This window comes from Pseudomonas sp. PI1, from assembly GCF_000812405.1.
Taxonomy (GTDB): Bacteria; Pseudomonadota; Gammaproteobacteria; order Pseudomonadales; family Pseudomonadaceae; genus Pseudomonas; species Pseudomonas citronellolis.
Map to the genome: position 1 here is coordinate 24,778 of NZ_JWMC01000023.1, position 17,958 is coordinate 42,735.

A 17,958-nucleotide genomic window follows, 5' to 3' on the forward strand; every position below is an offset into this window, starting at 1 on the left:
CGCTCGCGAACCGCCCTGGTTCGAAAGCTTCGCGAGCAAGCTCGCTCCTACGAAGAGCTCGCATCGAGGAAACTGGAAATGCTCAATCACATCCGCCCCGCCATCGCCTCCCTGGCCCTGCTTTCGCTGGTCACCGGCGTGGCCTATCCGCTGCTGGTCACCGGCATCGCCCAGGTGGCTTTCCCCGCACAGGCCAACGGCAGCCTGGTGCGCGACGCCAAGGGCGAAGTCCGCGGCTCGGCGCTGCTGGCGCAGAAGTTCGAGGGGCCGCAGTGGTTCCATGAACGGCCCTCGGCCGGCGACTATGCCACCGTCTCCAGCAGCGCCTCCAACCTGGCCCCGGGCAACCCGGCGCTGGCCGAGCGCATCGCCAAGGACGCCGCCGCCGAGGCAGTGGCCGGGCGCCCGGTGCCGCTGGCGCTGGTCACCACCTCCGGCAGCGGCCTGGACCCGCAGCTGCCGCCGGACGCCGCGCTCTACCAGGTGCCGCGCATCGCCCAGGCCCGCAGCCTGCCGGAGCAGGCCGTGCACAACCTGGTCGAGGCGCACACCCGGCGGCCGCTGGTGGGCCCGGCGGTGGTCAACGTGCTGGCCCTGAACATGGCCCTCGAGCAACTGCCTCGCTAGACTTGCGCGCAACCCCCTGGAGGCCAGCATGACCGATCCCAAGCGCGCCGACGCCCTGCTCGCGGACCTGGAGCGCAACGGCCGCGGACGCCTGAAGGTGTTCCTCGGCGCCGCCCCCGGCGTGGGCAAGACCTACGCCATGCTGCTGGCCGCCCAGGGCCAACTGCGCCAGGGCGTGAACCTGCGCGTGGGCATCGTCGAGACCCACGGCCGCGCCGAGACCGAGGCGCTGCTCGCCGGCCTGCCGCAGCAGCCGCTGCTGCGCTCGGAATACCGCGGCATCCACCTCGCCGAGATGGACCTCGACGGCCTGCTGCGCGAGCCGCCGCAGCTCGCCCTGGTCGACGAGCTGGCCCACAGCAACGCCCCCGGCAGCCGCCATGCCAAGCGCTGGCAGGACATCCAGGAGCTGCTCGCCGCCGGCATCGACGTCTACACCACGGTCAACGTCCAGCACCTGGAAAGCCTCAACGACCAGGTGCGCGACATCACCGGCGTGCAGGTGCGCGAAACGGTGCCCGACTGGGTGCTGCAGGAAGCCGACGAACTGCTGCTGGTGGACCTGCCGCCGCGCGAGCTGCTGGAGCGCCTGCGCGAGGGCAAGGTCTACGTGCCGGAGCAGGCGAGGGCGGCCATCGACGCCTTCTTCAGCCAGACCAACCTCACCGCCCTGCGCGAACTGGCCATGCAGACCGCCGCCGCGCGGGTGGATGCGGACCTGGCGCACCGCTACCGCCAGCAGGGCGGCGAGGCCCCGGCGCTGCGCGGCCGCCTGCTGCTGGGCGTGGACGGCGAGCGCAACGCCGAGCGCCTGGTGCGCCACGCCTCGCGGGTGGCCGAGCGCCGTCACCTGCCCTGGAGCCTGGTCCACGTCGACACCGGCGACGCCCGCGACGAGCAATCGCGCCTGTACCTGCAGAACGCCCAGCAACTGGCCGAGCGCCTGGGCGGCGAGGTGGTGCAACTGCGCGGCGGGGAAGTGGCGCGCACCCTGGTCGAGCACGCCCGCGAGCGACGCGCCAGCCTGATCCTGGTCGGCCGTTCGCGGCAGCGCTGGTACCGCCGGCTGTTCGGCGGCGGCCTGGCGGCGCGCCTGCTGCGCCTGGGCGAAGGCCTGGAAATCAGCGTGCTGGACAGCGAGGCCGACCTGGCCCCGGCCGCGCCGCGCCGCGGCGAGCGCGGCCACTGGCGCGACTACCTGCTGGCGGCCCTGGCCGCCGCCGGCGCCAGCGCCCTGGCCTGGGGCGTGTCGCGCCTGCTGGAGCTGCCGAACATCTCCCTGGTGTTCCTCGCCGCCGTGCTGCTGGTGGCGGTGCGCAGCAGCCTGTGGCCGGCGCTGGTGTGCGCGGTGCTGTCGTTCCTGGCCTACGACTTCCTGTTCATCCCGCCGTACTTCTCCCTTTCCATCCAGCGCGAGCAGGACGTGCTGACCCTGCTGTTCTTCCTGCTCATGGCCGCGCTCACCGGCAACCTCGCCGCGCGCCAGCGCCGCCAGCTGCAAGTGCTGCGCGACACCCAGGAGGAGACCGGCGCGCTGCTGGAACTCTCGCGCAAGCTCACCGCCGCCACCGACCGCCAGGCGGTGCTGGCCGCCGCCGCCCAGCAGTTCGCCCTGTGGAATGACCTGGACATCTGCGTGCTGGCCCGCCAGCACGACGACTGGAAGGTGGAAAGCGGCCACGCCCGCGGCTTCGACGAGCAGGAGCGCGCCGCCGCCGACTGGGCCTGGCAGCACGACCAGCCGGCCGGCCTGGGCACCGGCACATTGCCGGCGGGGCGCTGGTGGTGGTGGCCGCTGTCGGCGGAGGAGGGGCCGCTGGCGCTGCTCGGCGTGCGGCCCAAGGACGGCGAGCCGCTGCCCGGCCAGCGCCGCCGCCTGCTCGCCGCCCTCGGCCAGCCTCTGGCCCAGGCCCTGGCCCGCGCGCGCCTGGCCGACGACCTGGAAGCCGCGCGCCTGCACGGCGAGACCGAGCAACTGCGCAGCGCGTTGCTGGCCTCGGTCAGCCACGACCTGCGCACCCCGCTGACCACCATGCGCGGTGCCATCGACAGCCTGCTGGCCCTGGGCAACGCGATTCCCCCGGCCGATCGCAAGGAACTGCTGGAAAGCACCCGCGACGAGGCCGAGCGCCTGGACCGCTACATCCAGAACCTGCTGGACATGACCCGCCTGGGCCAGGGCGGGCTGAAGCTGGCGCGCGACTGGGTGGCCCCTGAAGATATCGTCGGCAGCGCCGTGCACCGCCTGCGTGCGCTGCTCGCGCCCTATCGCGTGGAAACCCGCGTGCCGGCCGAACTGCCGCTGCTGTACGTGCATGCGGCGCTGATCGAGCAGGCGCTGGTCAACGTGCTGGAGAACGCCGCGCGCTTCTCGCCGCCGGGTGGGCGCCTGCGGGTGCAGGCCGCGCAGGTCGGCGACGAGCTGCAGTTCAGCGTCAGCGACGAGGGCCCGGGGATTCCCGAGGTCGAGCGCGAGAAGATCTTCGACATGTTCTACAGCGCCGCCCGGGGCGACCGCGGCGGGCCGAGCACCGGCCTGGGCCTGGCGATCTGCCAGGGCATGGTCGGCGCCCACGGCGGGCGCATCAGCGTCGGCGACGGCCTGGACGGCCGCGGCACCACCCTGACCCTGCACCTGCCGCTGCAGCGCCAGCCGGACCTGGAGCAGCTTGATGCCGGTGGTTGAAAGGCCCAAGCTAGGCGCCACCGCCCCCAGCCAGCCGAGCCCGATGAGCAACGCCAACGCCGCCTGCATCCTGGTCATCGACGACGAGCCGCAGATCCGCAAGTTCCTGCGCATCAGCCTCAACGCCGGCGGCTACCGGGTGGTGGAAGCCGGCAGCGGCGAGGAGGGCCTGGCCCAGGCGGCGCTGAACCGCCCGGACCTGGTGGTGCTCGACCTCGGCCTGCCGGACAAGGACGGCCAGGAGGTGCTGCGCGAGTTGCGCGAATGGTCGCAGGTGCCGGTGCTGGTGCTCTCGGTGCGCGCCGCCGAGAGCGAGAAGGTGCTGGCCCTGGACGGCGGCGCCAACGACTACGTGACCAAGCCCTTCGGCATCCAGGAATTCCTCGCCCGCATCCGCGCGCTGCTGCGCCAGGGCCACCAGGGCGAGAGCCAGGAAGCGCAGGTGGCGGTGGGGCCGCTACTGGTCGATTTCGCCTACCGCCGGGTGAGCCTCGACGGCGCCGAAGTGGCGCTGACCCGCAAGGAATACGCGGTGCTGGCCACCCTGGCCCGGCACCTGGGGCGGGTGGTCACCCAGCAGCAACTGCTCAAGGACATCTGGGGCCCGACCCACGTCGAGGACACCCACTACCTGCGCGTGGTGGTCGGTCACCTGCGGCAGAAACTGGCGGACGACCCGGCCAACCCGCGCTTCATCGTGACCGAGGCCGGCGTGGGCTATCGCCTGCGCGATGCCTGATGAAAATCGCGGACGGAGTCCGCTCCTACAATGGGGCCTGCCGCCCGGCATGAACCGTAGGAGCGCAACTTTTGCGCGAATCGCGGGTAGGGCCCGCACCTGTGTGCCAGGCGAAACCCCATCGTAGGAGCGGACTCCGTCCGCGATAGCTCGAACCCGCGCAAAGAGCACCCTCTCCCCAGCCCTCTCCCGCAAGCGGGAGAGGGGGCTGTTCGGTGCGGGTGGAAAGGTCGGTGCAATCCTGTGGACGCGGATTCTCCACCTCGTACCGATCCAGGCCAATCGGCGGATAACGCCGTTGGCGTTATGCGCCCTACGGATTCTCCGCCTCGTACCGGTCCAGCGTATCGCTGGCGATCTGCCTTCCCAGGGCCACCAGCTCCGGCGCCTTGTAGAACTCGAAGAAGCGGCACACCCGCTTGGGCACGTTGATCAGCACGTCCGGCGGGTAGCCGGCGATCTTGTACTGCGCCAGGGAGGTCTGCATCACCTCGAAGCTCTGGTTGACCAGCTCCAGCAACGAGGCCGGGCTGCTGCTGTCGATCACCTGGCTGCCGCTGGCGGACTTCGGCGAGCCCTTGCCCAGGGGCGCCGCGGCCGGCTGCTGCATTTCCGGCTCGGCCGGTTCCTCGCTGTCGGGCACCGGCTCCAGCAGGGCTTCGGCGCGCAGTTCCGGCGGTTCCAGCTCCGGGCCGTGGCGGCGGAACCGGCTGAGCTTGTCGCCGAGGCTGCCGATCAGGCTGTCGAAGCGGCCCTTGAGCGCCGCCGGCCGCTCGATCACCGGCAGCTGGTACTGGCGCTGGTTGGTGGCGTTGAGGTTCACCGCGATGATCAGGTCGGCGTGGCTGGACACCACCGGCACGATCGGCAGCGGGTTGAGCAGGCCGCCGTCGACCAGCATGCGCGGGCCCTGCATCACCGGGGTGAACAGGCTGGGAATGGCCGCCGAGGCGCGCATGGCCTGGTGCAGATCGCCTTCCTGGAACCAGATTTCCTGCTGGTTGGTGAGGTCGGTGGCCACCGCCGTGTAGGGGATGGGCAGGTCCTCGATGTTGATGTCGCCGATGATCTCGTGGATCTTGCCGAACACCCGCTCGCCGCGGATGGCGCCGAGGCGGAAGCTGACGTCCAGCAGGCGCAGCACGTCCAGGTAGTCCAGGCTTTCCACCCAGTCGCGGTATTCCCCCAGCTTGCCGGCGGCGTAGATGCCACCGATCACCGAGCCCATGGAGCAGCCGGCGATGCAGGCGATCTCGTAGCCGCGCCGCTCCAGTTCCTCGATCACGCCGATATGCGCATAACCCCGTGCTCCGCCGGAGCCGAGCACCAGCGCCACTTGTTTCGACATGGACGGTTATTCCTCTGAAAACAACGCATTGCAAGGCGCGGCGGGCGGCCTGGGCCGGCGCCGGATGTCACTGACGATACGCCCGGGTAGGGCGGGGCGCCAAGGGTGTTTGCTAGAATCGGCCGATCGATTTCCCGCCCCGGAGCCAACATGAGCGAACCCATCCGCCTGACCCAGTACAGCCACGGTGCCGGCTGCGGCTGCAAGATTTCCCCCAAGGTGCTGGAAGTGATCCTGGCCGGCAGCGGCGCGCAGAACCTGGACCCGAACCTGTGGGTCGGCAACGCCTCGCGCGACGACGCTGCGGTCTATGCTATCGACGGCGAGCGCGGCGTGGTGTCCACCACCGACTTTTTCATGCCCATCGTCGACGATCCCTTCGACTTCGGCCGCATCGCCGCCACCAACGCCATCAGCGACATCTACGCCATGGGCGGCGACCCGCTGATGGCCATCGCCATCCTCGGCTGGCCGGTCAACGTGCTGGCCCCGGAGATCGCCCGCGAGGTGATCGCCGGCGGCCGCAAGGTCTGCGACGAGGCGGGCATCCCGCTGGCCGGCGGCCACTCCATCGACGCCCCCGAGCCGATCTTCGGCCTGGCCGTCACCGGCCTGGTGGAAAAGCGCTTCATGAAGCGCAACGACACCGCCACCGCCGGCTGCCGCCTGTACCTGACCAAGCCGCTGGGCATCGGCATCCTCACCACCGCCGAGAAGAAGTCCAGGCTGCGCGCCGAGGACGTGGGCCTGGCCCGCGATTGGATGTGCACCCTGAACAAGCCCGGCAGCCGCTTCGGCAAGCTCGCCGGGGTGACGGCCATGACCGACGTCACCGGCTTCGGCCTGCTCGGCCACCTGGTGGAGATGGCCGACGGCGCCGGCCTGACCGCACGCATCCGCTTCGACGCGGTGCCGCGCCTGGAGCACGTGCAGTACTACCTGGAACAGGGCTGCGTGCCCGGCGGCACCCTGCGCAACTTCGACAGCTACGGCGAGCGCATCGCGCCGCTGCCGGAACTGCACAAGCTGCTGCTGTGCGACCCGCAGACCAGCGGCGGCCTGCTGGTGGCGGTGGCCCCCGAGGGCGAGGCGGAATTCCTCGCCACTGCCGCCGAACTGGGCTTGCGACTGGCGCCCATCGGCGAGCTGGTCGAGCGACAGAGTCACGCGGTAGAGGTGGCCTGATGCGCGACAACACCCGGCACTACCGCGAACTCTTCCTCAATGACGTCCCCCTGATGGACGTGCGCGCCCCGGTGGAATACACCAAGGGCGCCTTCCCCCACACCGAGAACCTGCCGCTGATGAACGACGTCGAGCGGCAGAAGGTGGGCACCTGCTACAAGCAGCATGGCCAGCAGGCGGCCATCGCCCTGGGCCACGAGCTGGTCTGCGGCCCGCTCAAGGCCGAGCGCATCGAAGCCTGGCTGGACTTCGCCCGGCGCCACCCGGACGGCTACCTGTACTGCTTCCGCGGCGGCCTGCGCTCGCAGATCGTCCAGCAGTGGATGAAGGACGCCGGCATCGAATATCCGCGCGTGGTCGGCGGCTACAAGGCGCTGCGCGGCTTCCTCTTCGACACCACCCGCGCGGCCACCGAGGAATGTTCCTTCGTGCTGATCGGCGGCCTCACCGGCACCGGCAAGACCGAGGTGGTGGCGCAGCTGGACAACGCCCTGGACCTGGAAGGCCACGCCAACCACCGCGGCTCCAGCTTCGGCCGCCGGGCCACGCCGCAGCCGGCACAGATCGACTTCGAGAACCGCCTGGCCATCGACATCCTGAAGAAGCGCCACGCCGGCCTGAGCCAGTTCGTGCTGGAGGACGAGGGGCGCATCGTCGGCAGCTGCTCGCTGCCGCTGGAGCTGTACCAGGGCATGCAGGGCTACCCGCTGGTGTGGCTGGAGGATAGCTTCGAGGGCCGGGTGGAGCGTATCCTCAAGGACTACGTGATCGACCTGTGCGCCGAGTTCGTCGAGGTGAAGGGCGCGCCGGAGGAAGGCTTCGAGGCCTTCGCTGCCTACCTGCGCAAGAGCCTGTCGGGCATCGTCAAGCGCCTGGGCGGCGAGCGCTACCAGCGCCTGGCGGCGATCATGGACGAGGCCCTGGACGAGCAGCGCCGCAGCGGCGCGGTGGACCTGCACCGCGGCTGGATCGAGGGGCTGCTGGGCGAATACTACGACCCCATGTACGCCTACCAGTTGGAAAGCAAAGCCTCGCGCATCGAGTTCCGCGGCAACCACGACGAGGTGGTGGAGTACCTGCGTTCCCGAGCCCCCCGGTAGACCGCTCCTACGAAAGGCAGGCCGTCACGTCGGGCGCATAACGCCGTAGGCGTTATGCGCCCGACGCCAAACCCACCTGTAACCTTGGGCCGCGGCGGTCTAAGCTGGAAGTCGCCCGAACCACCAAGGAGGTCGTCATGAAGGCACTTTTTGCAGTTCTCGCCGCCAGCCTGGTGCTGGCCGGCTGCTCCGGCAAGACGGTCAACCGCGACAGCTGCGCCAGCGAACTGAACGCCGCCTGGCACGAGCTGGACCTGGCCAAGGCCGAGGGCTTCGCCGGCACCGTCAGCTATTCCAAGGCGCTGGCGCTGATCAGCGCGGCGAAGACCGAGCAGCAGGTCGAGTCCTACGGCGGCTGCCTGGACAAGGCCAGCAAGGCGCGCTTCTACATCAAGGAATCGCGCGCGGGCCGCTGACCGGGCGCGGGCAAGGCGGGCATAATCGCCGGGCGGACGGGCGCTCCGGCCCGCCCGGCAGTCAGGAACCCTCTCCATGCAACTCGACTTCAGCACCCTCGCGCCCGCCGACGCCTACCGCTGGCTGGCCTCCACCGTCACCCCGCGGCCCATCGCCTGGGTCTCCACCCTGTCCGCGCAGGGCCAGGGCAACCTGGCGCCGTTCAGCTTCTTCCAGGTCATCAGCGACGAGCCGCCGACGCTGATGGTCAACACCAGCATCCGCGACGACGGCAGCGTCAAGGACACCCTGCGCAACGTCCGCGAGACCGGCCAACTGGTGATCCACCTGGTCAGCGCCGCCCAGGCCGAGAGCATGAATGCCACCGCCGCCACGCTGCCCCATGGCGTCAGCGAGATCGAACAGGTCGGCATCGCCACCCTGCCCAGCGTGCGCGTGGCGCCGCGGCGGGTGGCCGGCGCGGTCGTGGCCTTCGAGTGCGAGCTGGCGCAGATCCAGCCCTACCCGGCGGACAAGCCCAGCTGCTACCTGATCTTCGCCCGCGTTTTGCTGGCGCACATCGACGACGCCGTGCTGCGTGACGAGCGCCACGTCGACCCGGCGAAGCTCGACCTGGTCGGCCGCCTGGGCGGCACCCACTACAGCTTCACCCGCGACACCTTCAGCATGATCCGCCCCAAATAGGGGCGCAGGCCGCCGCGCGCCGGGACCTTGGCGCGCGACTGTCCTGGATGCGACCTGCGCATGCCCGTGTGCAACATCGAATTGCCATCATCGACGCCGCCCCTTGTTCCGCCGGTCGGCCGGCTCCTAATGTTCCGTCCCAAAGCAACGACAAAGAACGGGAGAGCTTCGGTCGAAGACTCTCCCGCAAGGCATTCGGCAAGGGGAGGGGTGGCATGGTCGCGTTCGTGCAACGGCGGTTGGCCAATCTGGGCACGGCGAAGAAACTGGCGCTGGGTTTCGGCCTGGTATTGCTGCTGACGGCGCTGGTGGCAGGGATCGGCGTCGGGGCGCTGCGTTCCATCGAGCAGCGCTTCGCCCTGCTGGACGCCATGAGCGCGGTCAACCGCGAAGTCCTGGAGATGCGCCAGAGCGAGAAGGACTTCGTCCAGGGCGCCAGCCCCAAGGCCGCCGAGCAATTGCGCCAGCGCGCCAAGCTCCTCGCCGGGCACGTCGAGCAGCTCAAGGCGCACCCCGGCCAGGCCGAGGCCATGGAGCGCGTGGCCCAGGCCATGGCCGGCTACCTGGCCTCCTTCGACCGCTTCGAGCAGGCCAGCAAGAGCCGCCACCTGGCCCTGGAGGCCGCCAACTGGTCGGTGTCCAGCGCCTCCAACAGCCTGGACATCCTGCAATCCAGCCTGGCCGACGACGGCGCCTACGAACTCAAGCAGAGCCAGGGCCAGAACGGCGAGGAACTGCTCAAGCAGGCGGCCCAGGTCGGCCAGCTCTACCGCCTGGTGCTGCAGGGCCTGAACGAGGCCCGCGCGCGCCTGGAGCAGAAGGACGGCGAGGCTGCGGGCGATGCGCGCATCAAGTCCGCCGACGAGGCTCTGGAGCTGTCGAAGCAACTGCAGACTGCAATCACCGACCCGGCCTACGTCTCGGTGATCAAGGACGTGGCCACCAACATCGACGGCTTCGGCAACAACCTCGGCGACTACTCCGCCGGCCTGGCCAAGGAACAGCAGGCGCACCGCGAGATGTCGCAGCGCGCCGAAGAGATGATGCAGCAGGTGGATGCCTCCTACGCCACGCAGCAGGCGGCCATGGTCGGCGTGCTGCACAGTAGCGTGGGCGCGATGCTCGGTTCGGCGGCGCTGGCGCTGCTGGTCGGTACCCTGGCCGCGCTGCTGATCAGCCTGCTGATCGTGCGCCCGCTGCGCCAGGTGATCGGCATGGCCAGCCGTATCGCCGAGGGCGACCTGAGCCAGACCATCCGCGTCGAGCGCAAGGACGAGGTGGGCCAGTTGATGGCCGCGGTGGACGCCATGGCGCAGAGCCTGCGCGGCATCGTCAGCCGCCTGCATGAAGGCGTCGGCCGCATCACCTCCTCGGCGCAGGCGCTATCCGGCGTCACCGAGCGCACCCAGAGCGGCGTCAACAGCCAGAAGGCCGAGACCGACCAGGTGGCCACGGCGATGAACCAGATGGCCGCCACCGTCCACGAGGTGGCGCGCAACGCCGAGGCCGCGGCGCACTCCGCCGAGCAGGCCGATGGCACCGTGGCCAGCGGGCAGCAGGTGGTGCGGCGCACTCTCGGGCGCATTTCCGAGCTGGCCGAGGCGGTGCGCGAGGCTTCCGCCAGCATCCACGACCTGGGCCGCGAGAGCCAGAACATCGGCAGCGTGCTCGACGTGATCAAGGCGGTGGCCGAGCAGACCAACCTGCTGGCGCTCAACGCCGCCATCGAGGCGGCCCGGGCCGGCGAGCAGGGCAGGGGCTTCGCCGTGGTGGCCGACGAGGTGCGCGCCCTGGCGCGGCGCACCCAGCAGTCGACGGCGGAGATCGAGAAGCTGATCGGCGCGCTGCAGAACGGCGCCCAGGCCTCGGTGCAGCACATGCAGCACAGCCACCAACTGGTGGAGAAGAGCGTCGGCGACGCCGAGCAGACCGAGACCGCGCTGGGCGAGATCGCCGCGGCGGTGGCGGTGATCCACCAGATGAACCAGCAGATCGCCGCGGCCTCCGAGCAGCAGAGCGCGGTGGCCGAGGAGATCAACCGCAGCGTCACCAGCATCCGCGGCATCGCCGACGAATCGGCCCAGGCCATGGAGTCCACGGCCTCCTCCAGCGTCGAACTGGCCCAGCTCAGCCGCGACCTGCAGGGGATGGTGGGGCAGTTCCGCCTGTAGGCAGCACCGAGCCCCTGTAGGAGCGGACTCTGTCCGCGATTCGCGCGCAGGGCGCGCTCCTGCAGGGAAATGACATCTGCGCTCGGGCTTTCCCCTCACCCCAGCCCTCTCCCGGAGGGAGAGGGGGCCAGTCAGTGCCGAGAGAAGGCCTGGTTTCAGCCGGCAACCCCTGCGCTAGCCGGCTAACGCCGAAACACCAACGCACGCCGAACGGTCCCCTCTCCCTCCGGGAGAGGGTTAGGGTGAGGGGGCCGCAGGCTTGCCCAGGGCAAGAACAGTTGCGCTTGCGGCGGCCTCCTGCTGGCGCTTGTACCAGCGCCGGTAGGCGTTCACCCCCGCGCGCACCGAGCTGAACACCAGCGGCGGCTTCAGCTCGCCCAACTGGCCGGAGCGCTCCAGCATCGCCAGGGTTTCCCGCGGCACCCGCGCCAGGGACAGGTGCACCTCCTGCGCCGCCAGAGTCTGCTGCACCTCGCGCAGCACCGTCAGGCCGCTGACGTCCAGGTTCAGCACGCCCTCGGCGTTGAGCAGCACGGCGCGCGGCGCCTTGGTCTGCGCCACCACCTGCAGCAGGCGCTGCTTGAAGTAGTCGGCGTTGAAGAACAGCAGCGGCGCGTCGAAGCGGTAGATCACCAGGCCCGGCAGGGTGTGCGCCTGCGGGTAGCGGCTCAGCTCGACCTGGCCGTCGATGCCGTGGACCCAGCCGAGCACCGCGTCGCTCGGCTTGTAGGTCAGGTACAGCAGGCGCAGCAGGGCGATGACGATGGCCACGAAGATGCCCGGCAGCACGCCGACGCTGAGCACCCCGACGGTGGTCAGCAGGCACAGGCCGAACTCGAAGCGCGACAGGCGCCAGAAGCCCTTGAGCGCGCTGAAGTCGATCAGCCCCCAGCCGGCCATCAGCAGCACCGCGCCCAGGGCCGGCATGGGAATCCAGCCCAGCGGCGCGCTGAACAGCACCAGCGCCAGGCCGATGACCAATGCCGCGACTATGCCGACCATCTGCGTCTGGCCGCCGACCATGTCGTTGACCGCGGTGCGCGAGTCGGCGCCGCTGATGACGAAGCCCTGGGACACCCCGGCGCCGATGTTGGCCACGCCCAGGGCGACCATCTCGCGGCTGGCGTCGATGCTGTAGCCGTGGCGCGCGGCGAAGCTGCGGGCGGTGAGCATGGCGCTGCAGAAGCTGACGATGGTGATGCCCAGGGCGTCGCGGAACAGGTTGCCCATCTCCTGCACGCTAGTGCGTGGCCAGCTCAGCTCCGGCAGGCCCTGGGGCACCGCGCCGAGCAGGGCGACGCCGTAGCGGTCCAGGCCCAGCGCCACGCTGGCCAGGGTGGCGAACAGCACGCCGACCAGGGCGCCGGGAATCTTCGGGTAGCGCCGCGGCAGCAGGATCATCAGCAGCAGGGTGGCCACGCCCAGGGCGAGGGTCGGCCAGTGCGTGCTGCCGAGGTTGCGCAGCAAGGCCAGCAGGCCGGCGAGGAAGCCGCTGGTCTCGGTGTGGTAGCCCAGCAGCTTGCCCAACTGGCCGGCGATCAGGCTCAGGCCGATGCCGTTGAGGTAGCCCACCAGGGTCGGACGTGAGAGGAAGCTGGCGATGAAGCCGGCGCGCACCAGGCCGCCGACGATGGACAGCAGGCCGACCATCACCGCGACTATCATCGACAGTTGCAACAGGCGCTGCGGGTCGCCCGCCGCCAGCGGGGTGATGGCCGCCGCGACCATGGCCGCGGTGGCGGCGTCGGGGCCGACCATCAGTTGTTTCGAGCTGCCGACCAGGGCGTAGATCAGCATCGGCAGGATGCAGGCGTAGAGCCCGACCTGGGCCGGGAAGCCGATGATCTGGGCATAGGCGATGGCGGTGGGAATCTGGATGGCCGCCACCGACAGGCCGGCGACGACGTCCGGGCGCAGCCAGGCGGAGCGGTAGTGCAGCAGGTTGTCCAGGCCGGGCAGCCAGCGGGTGAGGGGCATGGGTGTCTTCCGTGAAACGTCGGGCTGAAGCTTAGCCACAGTGTAGGGCCGCGGCTTGCCCGGCGTCAGTTACAGGCGTAGGAAGACGAAGGATTTCGAGAGGACGCTAGAAGGGCTGCGCCGGGATGCTCTTCGTAGGATGGGTTGAGCTTGCGAAACCCATGCGGTTGCGCTGATGGGTATCGCTTCGCTCAACCCATCCTACGTCAGCGGCTCTCCTGCACCTGTAGGAGCGGGCCCTGCCCGCGAATCGCGCCCAGGGGGCGCTCCTGCAGGGTGTCGCAAAGCCTTCAGAGCTTGAGGATGAGCTTGCCGAAGTTCTCCCCGCTGAACAGCTTCAGCACCGTCTGCGGGAAGGTTTGCAGGCCTTCGACTATGTCTTCCCTGGACTTCAGCTTGCCCTCGGCCAGCCAGCCGGCCATCTCGCGCATGGCCTCGGGGAAGCGGCTGGCGTAGTCCATCACCACCATGCCTTCCATGCGCGCGCGGTTGACCAGCAGCGACAGGTAGTTGGCCGGGCCTTTCACCGCCTGCCTGTTGTTGTACTGGCTGATGGCGCCGCAGATCACGATGCGCGCCTTGGGCGCCAGGCGCGCCAGGCAGGCATCGAGGATGTCGCCGCCGACGTTGTCGAAGAACACGTCGATGCCGTTGGGGCAGCAACGCTTCAGGCCCAGGGCGAGATCTTCGTTCTTGTAGTCGACGGCGCCGTCGAAGCCCAGTTCCTGCACCAGGTAGCGGCACTTGTCCTCGCCGCCGGCGATGCCGATCACGTTGCAGCCCTTGATCTTGGCGATCTGCCCGACCACGCTGCCCACCGCGCCGGCCGCGGCGGAAACCACCACGGTCTCGCCGGCCTTGGGCAGGCCGACGTCGAGCAGGCCGAAGTAGGCGGTCATGCCGGTCATGCCCAGGGCCGAGAGGTACAGCGGCAGCGGCGCGCGGTTCGCGTCGACCTTGTAGAAGCCCCTGGGCTCGCCGAGGAAGTAGTCCTGCACGCCGAGGGCGCCGTTGACGTGGTCGCCGACGACGAAGGCCGGGTTGTTCGAGGCCACCACCTGGCCCACGCCGAGGGCGCGCATCACCTCGCCCAGGCCCACCGGCGGAATGTAGGACTTGGCGTCGTTGAGCCAGCCGCGCATGGCCGGGTCCAGCGACAGGTACAGGTTGCGCACCAGCACCTGGCCCGGGCCGGGCTCGCCGAGCGGGGTTTCCTGGTAGCGGAAGGTGTCCTGGTCGATGGCGCCCTGGGGGCGCTGGGCGAGCACGAACTGGCGGTTGAGCGGGGCGGTCATGGCAGTGGCCTCGGGGAGGGGAAAACCTAGGGATAGTCCGCGGCGGCGGCGTCGGCAAGCTGCCGCCGACCACGAGAATGCCCGGTTATCCATGTAAATGATCCAGACGCGAGGTATTCATCACTCGCACGGATAGTACGAGCTACAGCGGCCTGATAATGCTTTGCCCGCGGCGGGCGCCGGCTAGACTCGGACGATTCTCCATCCGTTCGAGGACAGTCCATGAGTCAGCTGCTTTCCGGCCAGGTCGCCCTGGTCACCGGCGCCGCCGCCGGTATCGGCCGCGCCACCGCCCAGGCCTTCGCCCGCGAGGGCATCAAGGTGGTGGTTTCCGACGTCGACGCAGCTGGCGGCGAAGCCACTGTCGAGCTGATCCGCGCCGCCGGCGGCGATGCGCGCTTCATCCGCTGCGACGTGACCCGCGACGCCGAGGTCCAGGCGCTGGTCGCCGCCACGGTGGAGGCCTACGGCCGCCTGGACTACGCCTTCAACAACGCCGGCATCGAGATCGAGCAGGGCCGGCTGGCCGAGGGCAAGGAAAGCGAGTTCGACGCCATCATGGGGGTGAACGTCAAGGGCGTCTGGCTGTGCATGAAGCACCAGATCCCGGTGATGCTCGCCCAGGGCGGCGGCGCCATCGTCAATACCGCCTCGGTGGCCGGCCTGGGCGCGGCGCCGAAGATGAGCATCTACGCCGCCTCCAAGCACGCGGTGATCGGCCTGACCAAGTCGGCGGCCGTGGAATACGCGAAGAAGAAGGTGCGCATCAACGCCGTGTGCCCGGCGGTGATCGACACCGACATGTTCCGCCGCGCCTACGAGGCCGACCCGAAGAAGGCCGAGTTCGCCGCCGCCATGCACCCGGTGGGCCGCGTCGGCCAGGTCGAGGAGATCGCCGCGGCGGTGCTCTACCTGTGCAGCGACAACGCCGGCTTCACCACCGGCATCGCGCTGCCGGTGGATGGCGGGCACACCGCGCTCTGAGGCTCAGTGCCTGGCCAGGCGCTGCGCCAGGCCGCTGCGGCGGATCACCCACTTCTCCAGCTCGGCGCCGAGGAACACCAGCAGCCCGGCGCCCAGCGCCCGTAGCCATTCGGCCGGGCTCAGGCCCCTGGAGCCGAAGATGTCCTGCATCCAGGGCGCGTAGGTGAAGGCCAACTGCAGCGGGATGCACGCGGCGATGGCCAGCAGCACCCAGCGGTTGCCGAACAGGCCCTCGCGGTTGAGCACCGAGGCGAAGATCGAGCGGCTGTTGATCAGGTAGAACATCTCCCCGATCACCACCGCGTTGACCGCCATGGTCCGCGCCGACTCGATGCCGGTGCCGCGCTGCAGCTCCCAGAGGAACAGGCCGAAGGCGCCGAGCATCATCAGCAGCGCCACCATCAGCACGCGCCAGACGAAGAATCCGGAAAGCAGGGCGTTGCCCGGCGGCCGCGGGCGGCGGCGCATGATGTCGCGCTCGGCCGGCTCGAAGGCCAGGGCCAGGCCCAGGGTGCTGGAGGTGACCATGTTGATCCACAGCACCTGCGCCGGCGTCAGCGGCAGGCCCAGGCCGAGGAACAGCGCGGCGATCACCACCAGCGCTTCGCCGCCGTTGGTCGGCAGCATGAACAGGATGAATTTCTTCAGGTTGTCGTAGACCGCGCGGCCCTCGCGCACGGCGCTGGCGATGCTGGCGAAGTTGTCGTCGGCCAGCACCACGTCGGCGGCCTCGCGCGCCGCCTCGGTACCCTTGCGGCCCATGGCCACGCCGACCTCGGCGCGCTTGAGCGCCGGGGCGTCGTTGACGCCGTCGCCGGTCATCGCCACCACCTGGCCGTCTTCCTGCAGGGCCTGCACCAGGCGCAGCTTGTGCTCGGGGCTGGCGCGGGCGAACACGTCCACCTCCAGGGCCACGCGGCGCAGCTCGGCGTCGTCCATCAGCGCCACCTCGGCGCCGGTCACCGCCGGGCGGCCGACGCCGATGCCCAGCCGCGCGCCGATGGCGCGGGCGGTCTCGGCATGGTCGCCGGTGATCATCTTGACGCGGATGCCGGCCTGCTGGCAGTGCGCCACGGCGGCGATGGCCTCGGCCCGTGGCGGGTCGATCAGGCCCACCAGGGCCAGCAGAGTGAAGCCCTCGGCGATGTCGTCGAAACCCAGTTGCGCGCCCTGCGGCGCCGCCTGCCGCGCGGCCAGGGCCAGCAGGCGCAGGCCGCGGGCGGCGGTGTCGGTGGCCATGCGCCGCCAGTAGTCCGGGTCCAGCGGCGCCGCGCCGGCATCGGTGAGCTGCGTCGAGCACATTTCGAGGATGCGCTCCGGTGCGCCCTTGACCAGTATCCACGGGCGGCCTTCGGCGTCCTGGTGGCTGCTGGCCATGAAACGGTGCTGCGACTCGAAGGGAATGCTGTCCAGCCGCGGCCAGTCCCGGGCGCAGATTTCCTGGGGCAGCCCGGCCTTGGCGCCGAGCACCAGCAGCGCGCCTTCGGTGGGGTCGCCCTCGATGCTCCACTGGCCGCCGTCCTCGCGCAGTTGGGCGTCGTTGCACAGCACCCCGGCGCGGATCGCCTGCAGCGCCGCCGGTTGCGCGTCCGGCTGCACGGCGCGGCCGTCGACGCTGAAGCCGCCCTCGGGGGCGTAGCCGACGCCTTCCACCTCGTACACCCGCTCGGCGCAGACCAGGCGCTGCACGGTCATCTCGTTGCAGGTCAGGGTGCCGGTCTTGTCCGAGCAGATCACCGTCACCGAGCCCAGCGTCTCCACCGCCGGCAGGCGCCGCACGATGGCGCGCTGGCGGGCCATGCGCTGCACGCCCAGGGCGAGGGTCACGGTCATGATCGCCGGCAGCCCCTCGGGGATGGCCGAGGCCACCAGGGCCACCACCATCATGAACATCTGCTCCGGCGTCTCGCCCAGCCACAGGGTGCCGAGCAGGAACACCAGGGCGCCGATGCCGAGGATGACCATGGCCAGGATGCGGCCGAAACGGTCGATCTGCCGCAGCAGCGGGGTGGTCAGGTTCTCCACGCTGCTGAGCATCTGGTTGATGCGCCCCAGCTCGGTGTCCGCCCCGGTGCCCACCACCAGGCCGCGGGCCTGGCCGTAGACCACCAGGGTGCCGGAGTAGGCCATGCCGTAGCGGTCGCCCAGGGGCGCGTCGGCGGCCACCGCCTGGGCGTTCTTCTCCACCGGCAGGGATTCGCCGGTCAAGGCCGCCTCGTCGACGCGCAGTTCCTTGCCGCCGAGCAGGCGCAGGTCGGCCGGCACGCGGTCGCCGGAGGCCAGCAGCACCAGGTCGCCGGGGACCAGGGCGGCGGCGTCGATCTGCTGGCGCTTGCCCTGGCGCACCACGGTGGCGGTGGAGGAGAGCATGCCGCGGATGGCGTCCAGCGCCGATTCGGCCTTGCCTTCCTGGATGAAGCCGATCACCGCGTTGATCAGCACCGCGCCCAGCAGCACCGCGGTGTCCACCCAGTGGCCGAGCAGCGCGGTGACGAGCGCGGCGGCGAGCATCACGTAGAGCAGGATGTTGTGGAACTGCAGCAGCAGGCGCAGCAGCGGGCCGCGCCGGCGCGGCGGCGCCAGGCGGTTCTCGCCGTATTGCTGGCGGCGGCTTTGCACCTCGGCCTCGTCGAGGCCGCCGGGGCCGCTGCGCAGGCGGGCCTGGACCTCGTCGCCGGCGAGGCTGTGCCAGGGCGTGGCGCTGGCGTCGGAGTGGGAAACGCGGCGTCGGCTCATGCAAGGCTC

13 protein-coding genes and 1 pseudogene are annotated in these 17,958 nt (G+C 70.2%); 10 read left to right on the forward strand and 4 right to left on the reverse strand.

Annotated features, from left to right (window positions below; all coding sequences use genetic code 11):
- Nucleotides 1-78: 78 nt before the first annotated feature.
- From kdpC to RN02_RS09855, 3 genes are read left to right on the forward strand one after another with little or no spacing between them, the layout of a single operon-like run.
- Complete coding sequence (gene kdpC, locus RN02_RS09845) at nt 79-627, forward strand: potassium-transporting ATPase subunit KdpC (protein ID WP_043314266.1); 549 nt, start codon at nt 79-81, stop codon at nt 625-627.
- Nucleotides 628-655: 28 nt separating this feature from the next.
- Complete coding sequence (locus RN02_RS09850; RefSeq protein ID WP_043314267.1) at nt 656-3,313, forward strand: sensor histidine kinase; 2,658 nt, start codon at nt 656-658, stop codon at nt 3,311-3,313.
- 43 nt (nt 3,314-3,356) lie between these two features.
- Nucleotides 3,357-4,052, forward strand: coding sequence for a response regulator (locus tag RN02_RS09855; protein WP_043314309.1), 696 nt, complete (start codon nt 3,357-3,359; stop codon nt 4,050-4,052).
- A gap of 313 nt (nt 4,053-4,365) precedes the next feature.
- On the opposite strand, the gene RN02_RS09860 is transcribed toward RN02_RS09855, so the two are convergent.
- The gene (locus RN02_RS09860) at nt 4,366-5,400 is read right to left on the reverse strand and encodes a patatin-like phospholipase family protein (protein WP_009618585.1); all 1,035 of its coding nucleotides are present in this window, start codon (nt 5,398-5,400) and stop codon (nt 4,366-4,368) included.
- A 150-nt stretch (nt 5,401-5,550) separates the two neighbouring features.
- Between RN02_RS09860 and selD the strand changes: the two genes are divergently transcribed.
- The 6 genes and pseudogenes from selD (at nt 5,551) to RN02_RS34665 (ending at nt 10,957) form a co-directional block, all read left to right on the forward strand.
- Nucleotides 5,551-6,585 carry a selenide, water dikinase SelD gene (gene selD, locus RN02_RS09865; RefSeq protein WP_043314268.1) on the forward strand — a complete coding sequence of 345 codons (1,035 nt, stop codon included), beginning with the start codon at nt 5,551-5,553 and terminating at the stop codon, nt 6,583-6,585.
- Nucleotides 6,585-7,685 carry a tRNA 2-selenouridine(34) synthase MnmH gene (gene mnmH / locus RN02_RS09870; RefSeq protein ID WP_043314269.1) on the forward strand — a complete coding sequence of 367 codons (1,101 nt, stop codon included), beginning with the start codon at nt 6,585-6,587 and terminating at the stop codon, nt 7,683-7,685. The genes selD and mnmH overlap by 1 nt, the downstream gene beginning before the upstream one ends.
- 137 nt (nt 7,686-7,822) lie before the next feature.
- Nucleotides 7,823-8,101 (forward strand): hypothetical protein, encoded by a 279-nt coding sequence (locus RN02_RS09875; RefSeq protein WP_009618591.1) that lies wholly within the window; start codon nt 7,823-7,825, stop codon nt 8,099-8,101.
- Nucleotides 8,102-8,177: 76 nt separating this feature from the next.
- Nucleotides 8,178-8,786, forward strand: a complete 609-nt coding sequence (locus tag RN02_RS09880; protein WP_043314270.1) for a flavin reductase family protein — start codon at nt 8,178-8,180, stop codon at nt 8,784-8,786.
- 1,118 nt (nt 8,787-9,904) lie between these two features.
- Nucleotides 9,905-10,099 (forward strand): annotated as a pseudogene (locus RN02_RS34660) (HAMP domain-containing protein); the annotation flags it as partial.
- A 144-nt stretch (nt 10,100-10,243) separates the two neighbouring features.
- Nucleotides 10,244-10,957 carry a methyl-accepting chemotaxis protein gene (locus tag RN02_RS34665; protein ID WP_371857818.1) on the forward strand — a complete coding sequence of 238 codons (714 nt, stop codon included), beginning with the start codon at nt 10,244-10,246 and terminating at the stop codon, nt 10,955-10,957.
- A 237-nt stretch (nt 10,958-11,194) separates the two neighbouring features.
- On the opposite strand, the gene RN02_RS09890 is transcribed toward RN02_RS34665, so the two are convergent.
- Nucleotides 11,195-12,934: a SulP family inorganic anion transporter gene (locus tag RN02_RS09890; protein WP_043314272.1), complete on the reverse strand. Its 1,740-nt coding sequence runs from the start codon at nt 12,932-12,934 to the stop codon at nt 11,195-11,197.
- 290 nt (nt 12,935-13,224) lie between these two features.
- Nucleotides 13,225-14,229 (reverse strand): NADP-dependent oxidoreductase, encoded by a 1,005-nt coding sequence (locus RN02_RS09895; protein ID WP_043314273.1) that lies wholly within the window; start codon nt 14,227-14,229, stop codon nt 13,225-13,227.
- Between the two features lie 222 nt (nt 14,230-14,451).
- On the opposite strand from RN02_RS09895, the gene RN02_RS09900 reads away from it, so the two are divergent.
- Nucleotides 14,452-15,213: an SDR family oxidoreductase gene (locus RN02_RS09900; protein WP_009618602.1), complete on the forward strand. Its 762-nt coding sequence runs from the start codon at nt 14,452-14,454 to the stop codon at nt 15,211-15,213.
- Nucleotides 15,214-15,216: 3 nt separating this feature from the next.
- On the opposite strand, the gene RN02_RS09905 is transcribed toward RN02_RS09900, so the two are convergent.
- Nucleotides 15,217-17,949 (reverse strand): cation-transporting P-type ATPase, encoded by a 2,733-nt coding sequence (locus tag RN02_RS09905; protein WP_043314275.1) that lies wholly within the window; start codon nt 17,947-17,949, stop codon nt 15,217-15,219.
- Nucleotides 17,950-17,958: the final 9 nt, after the last annotated feature.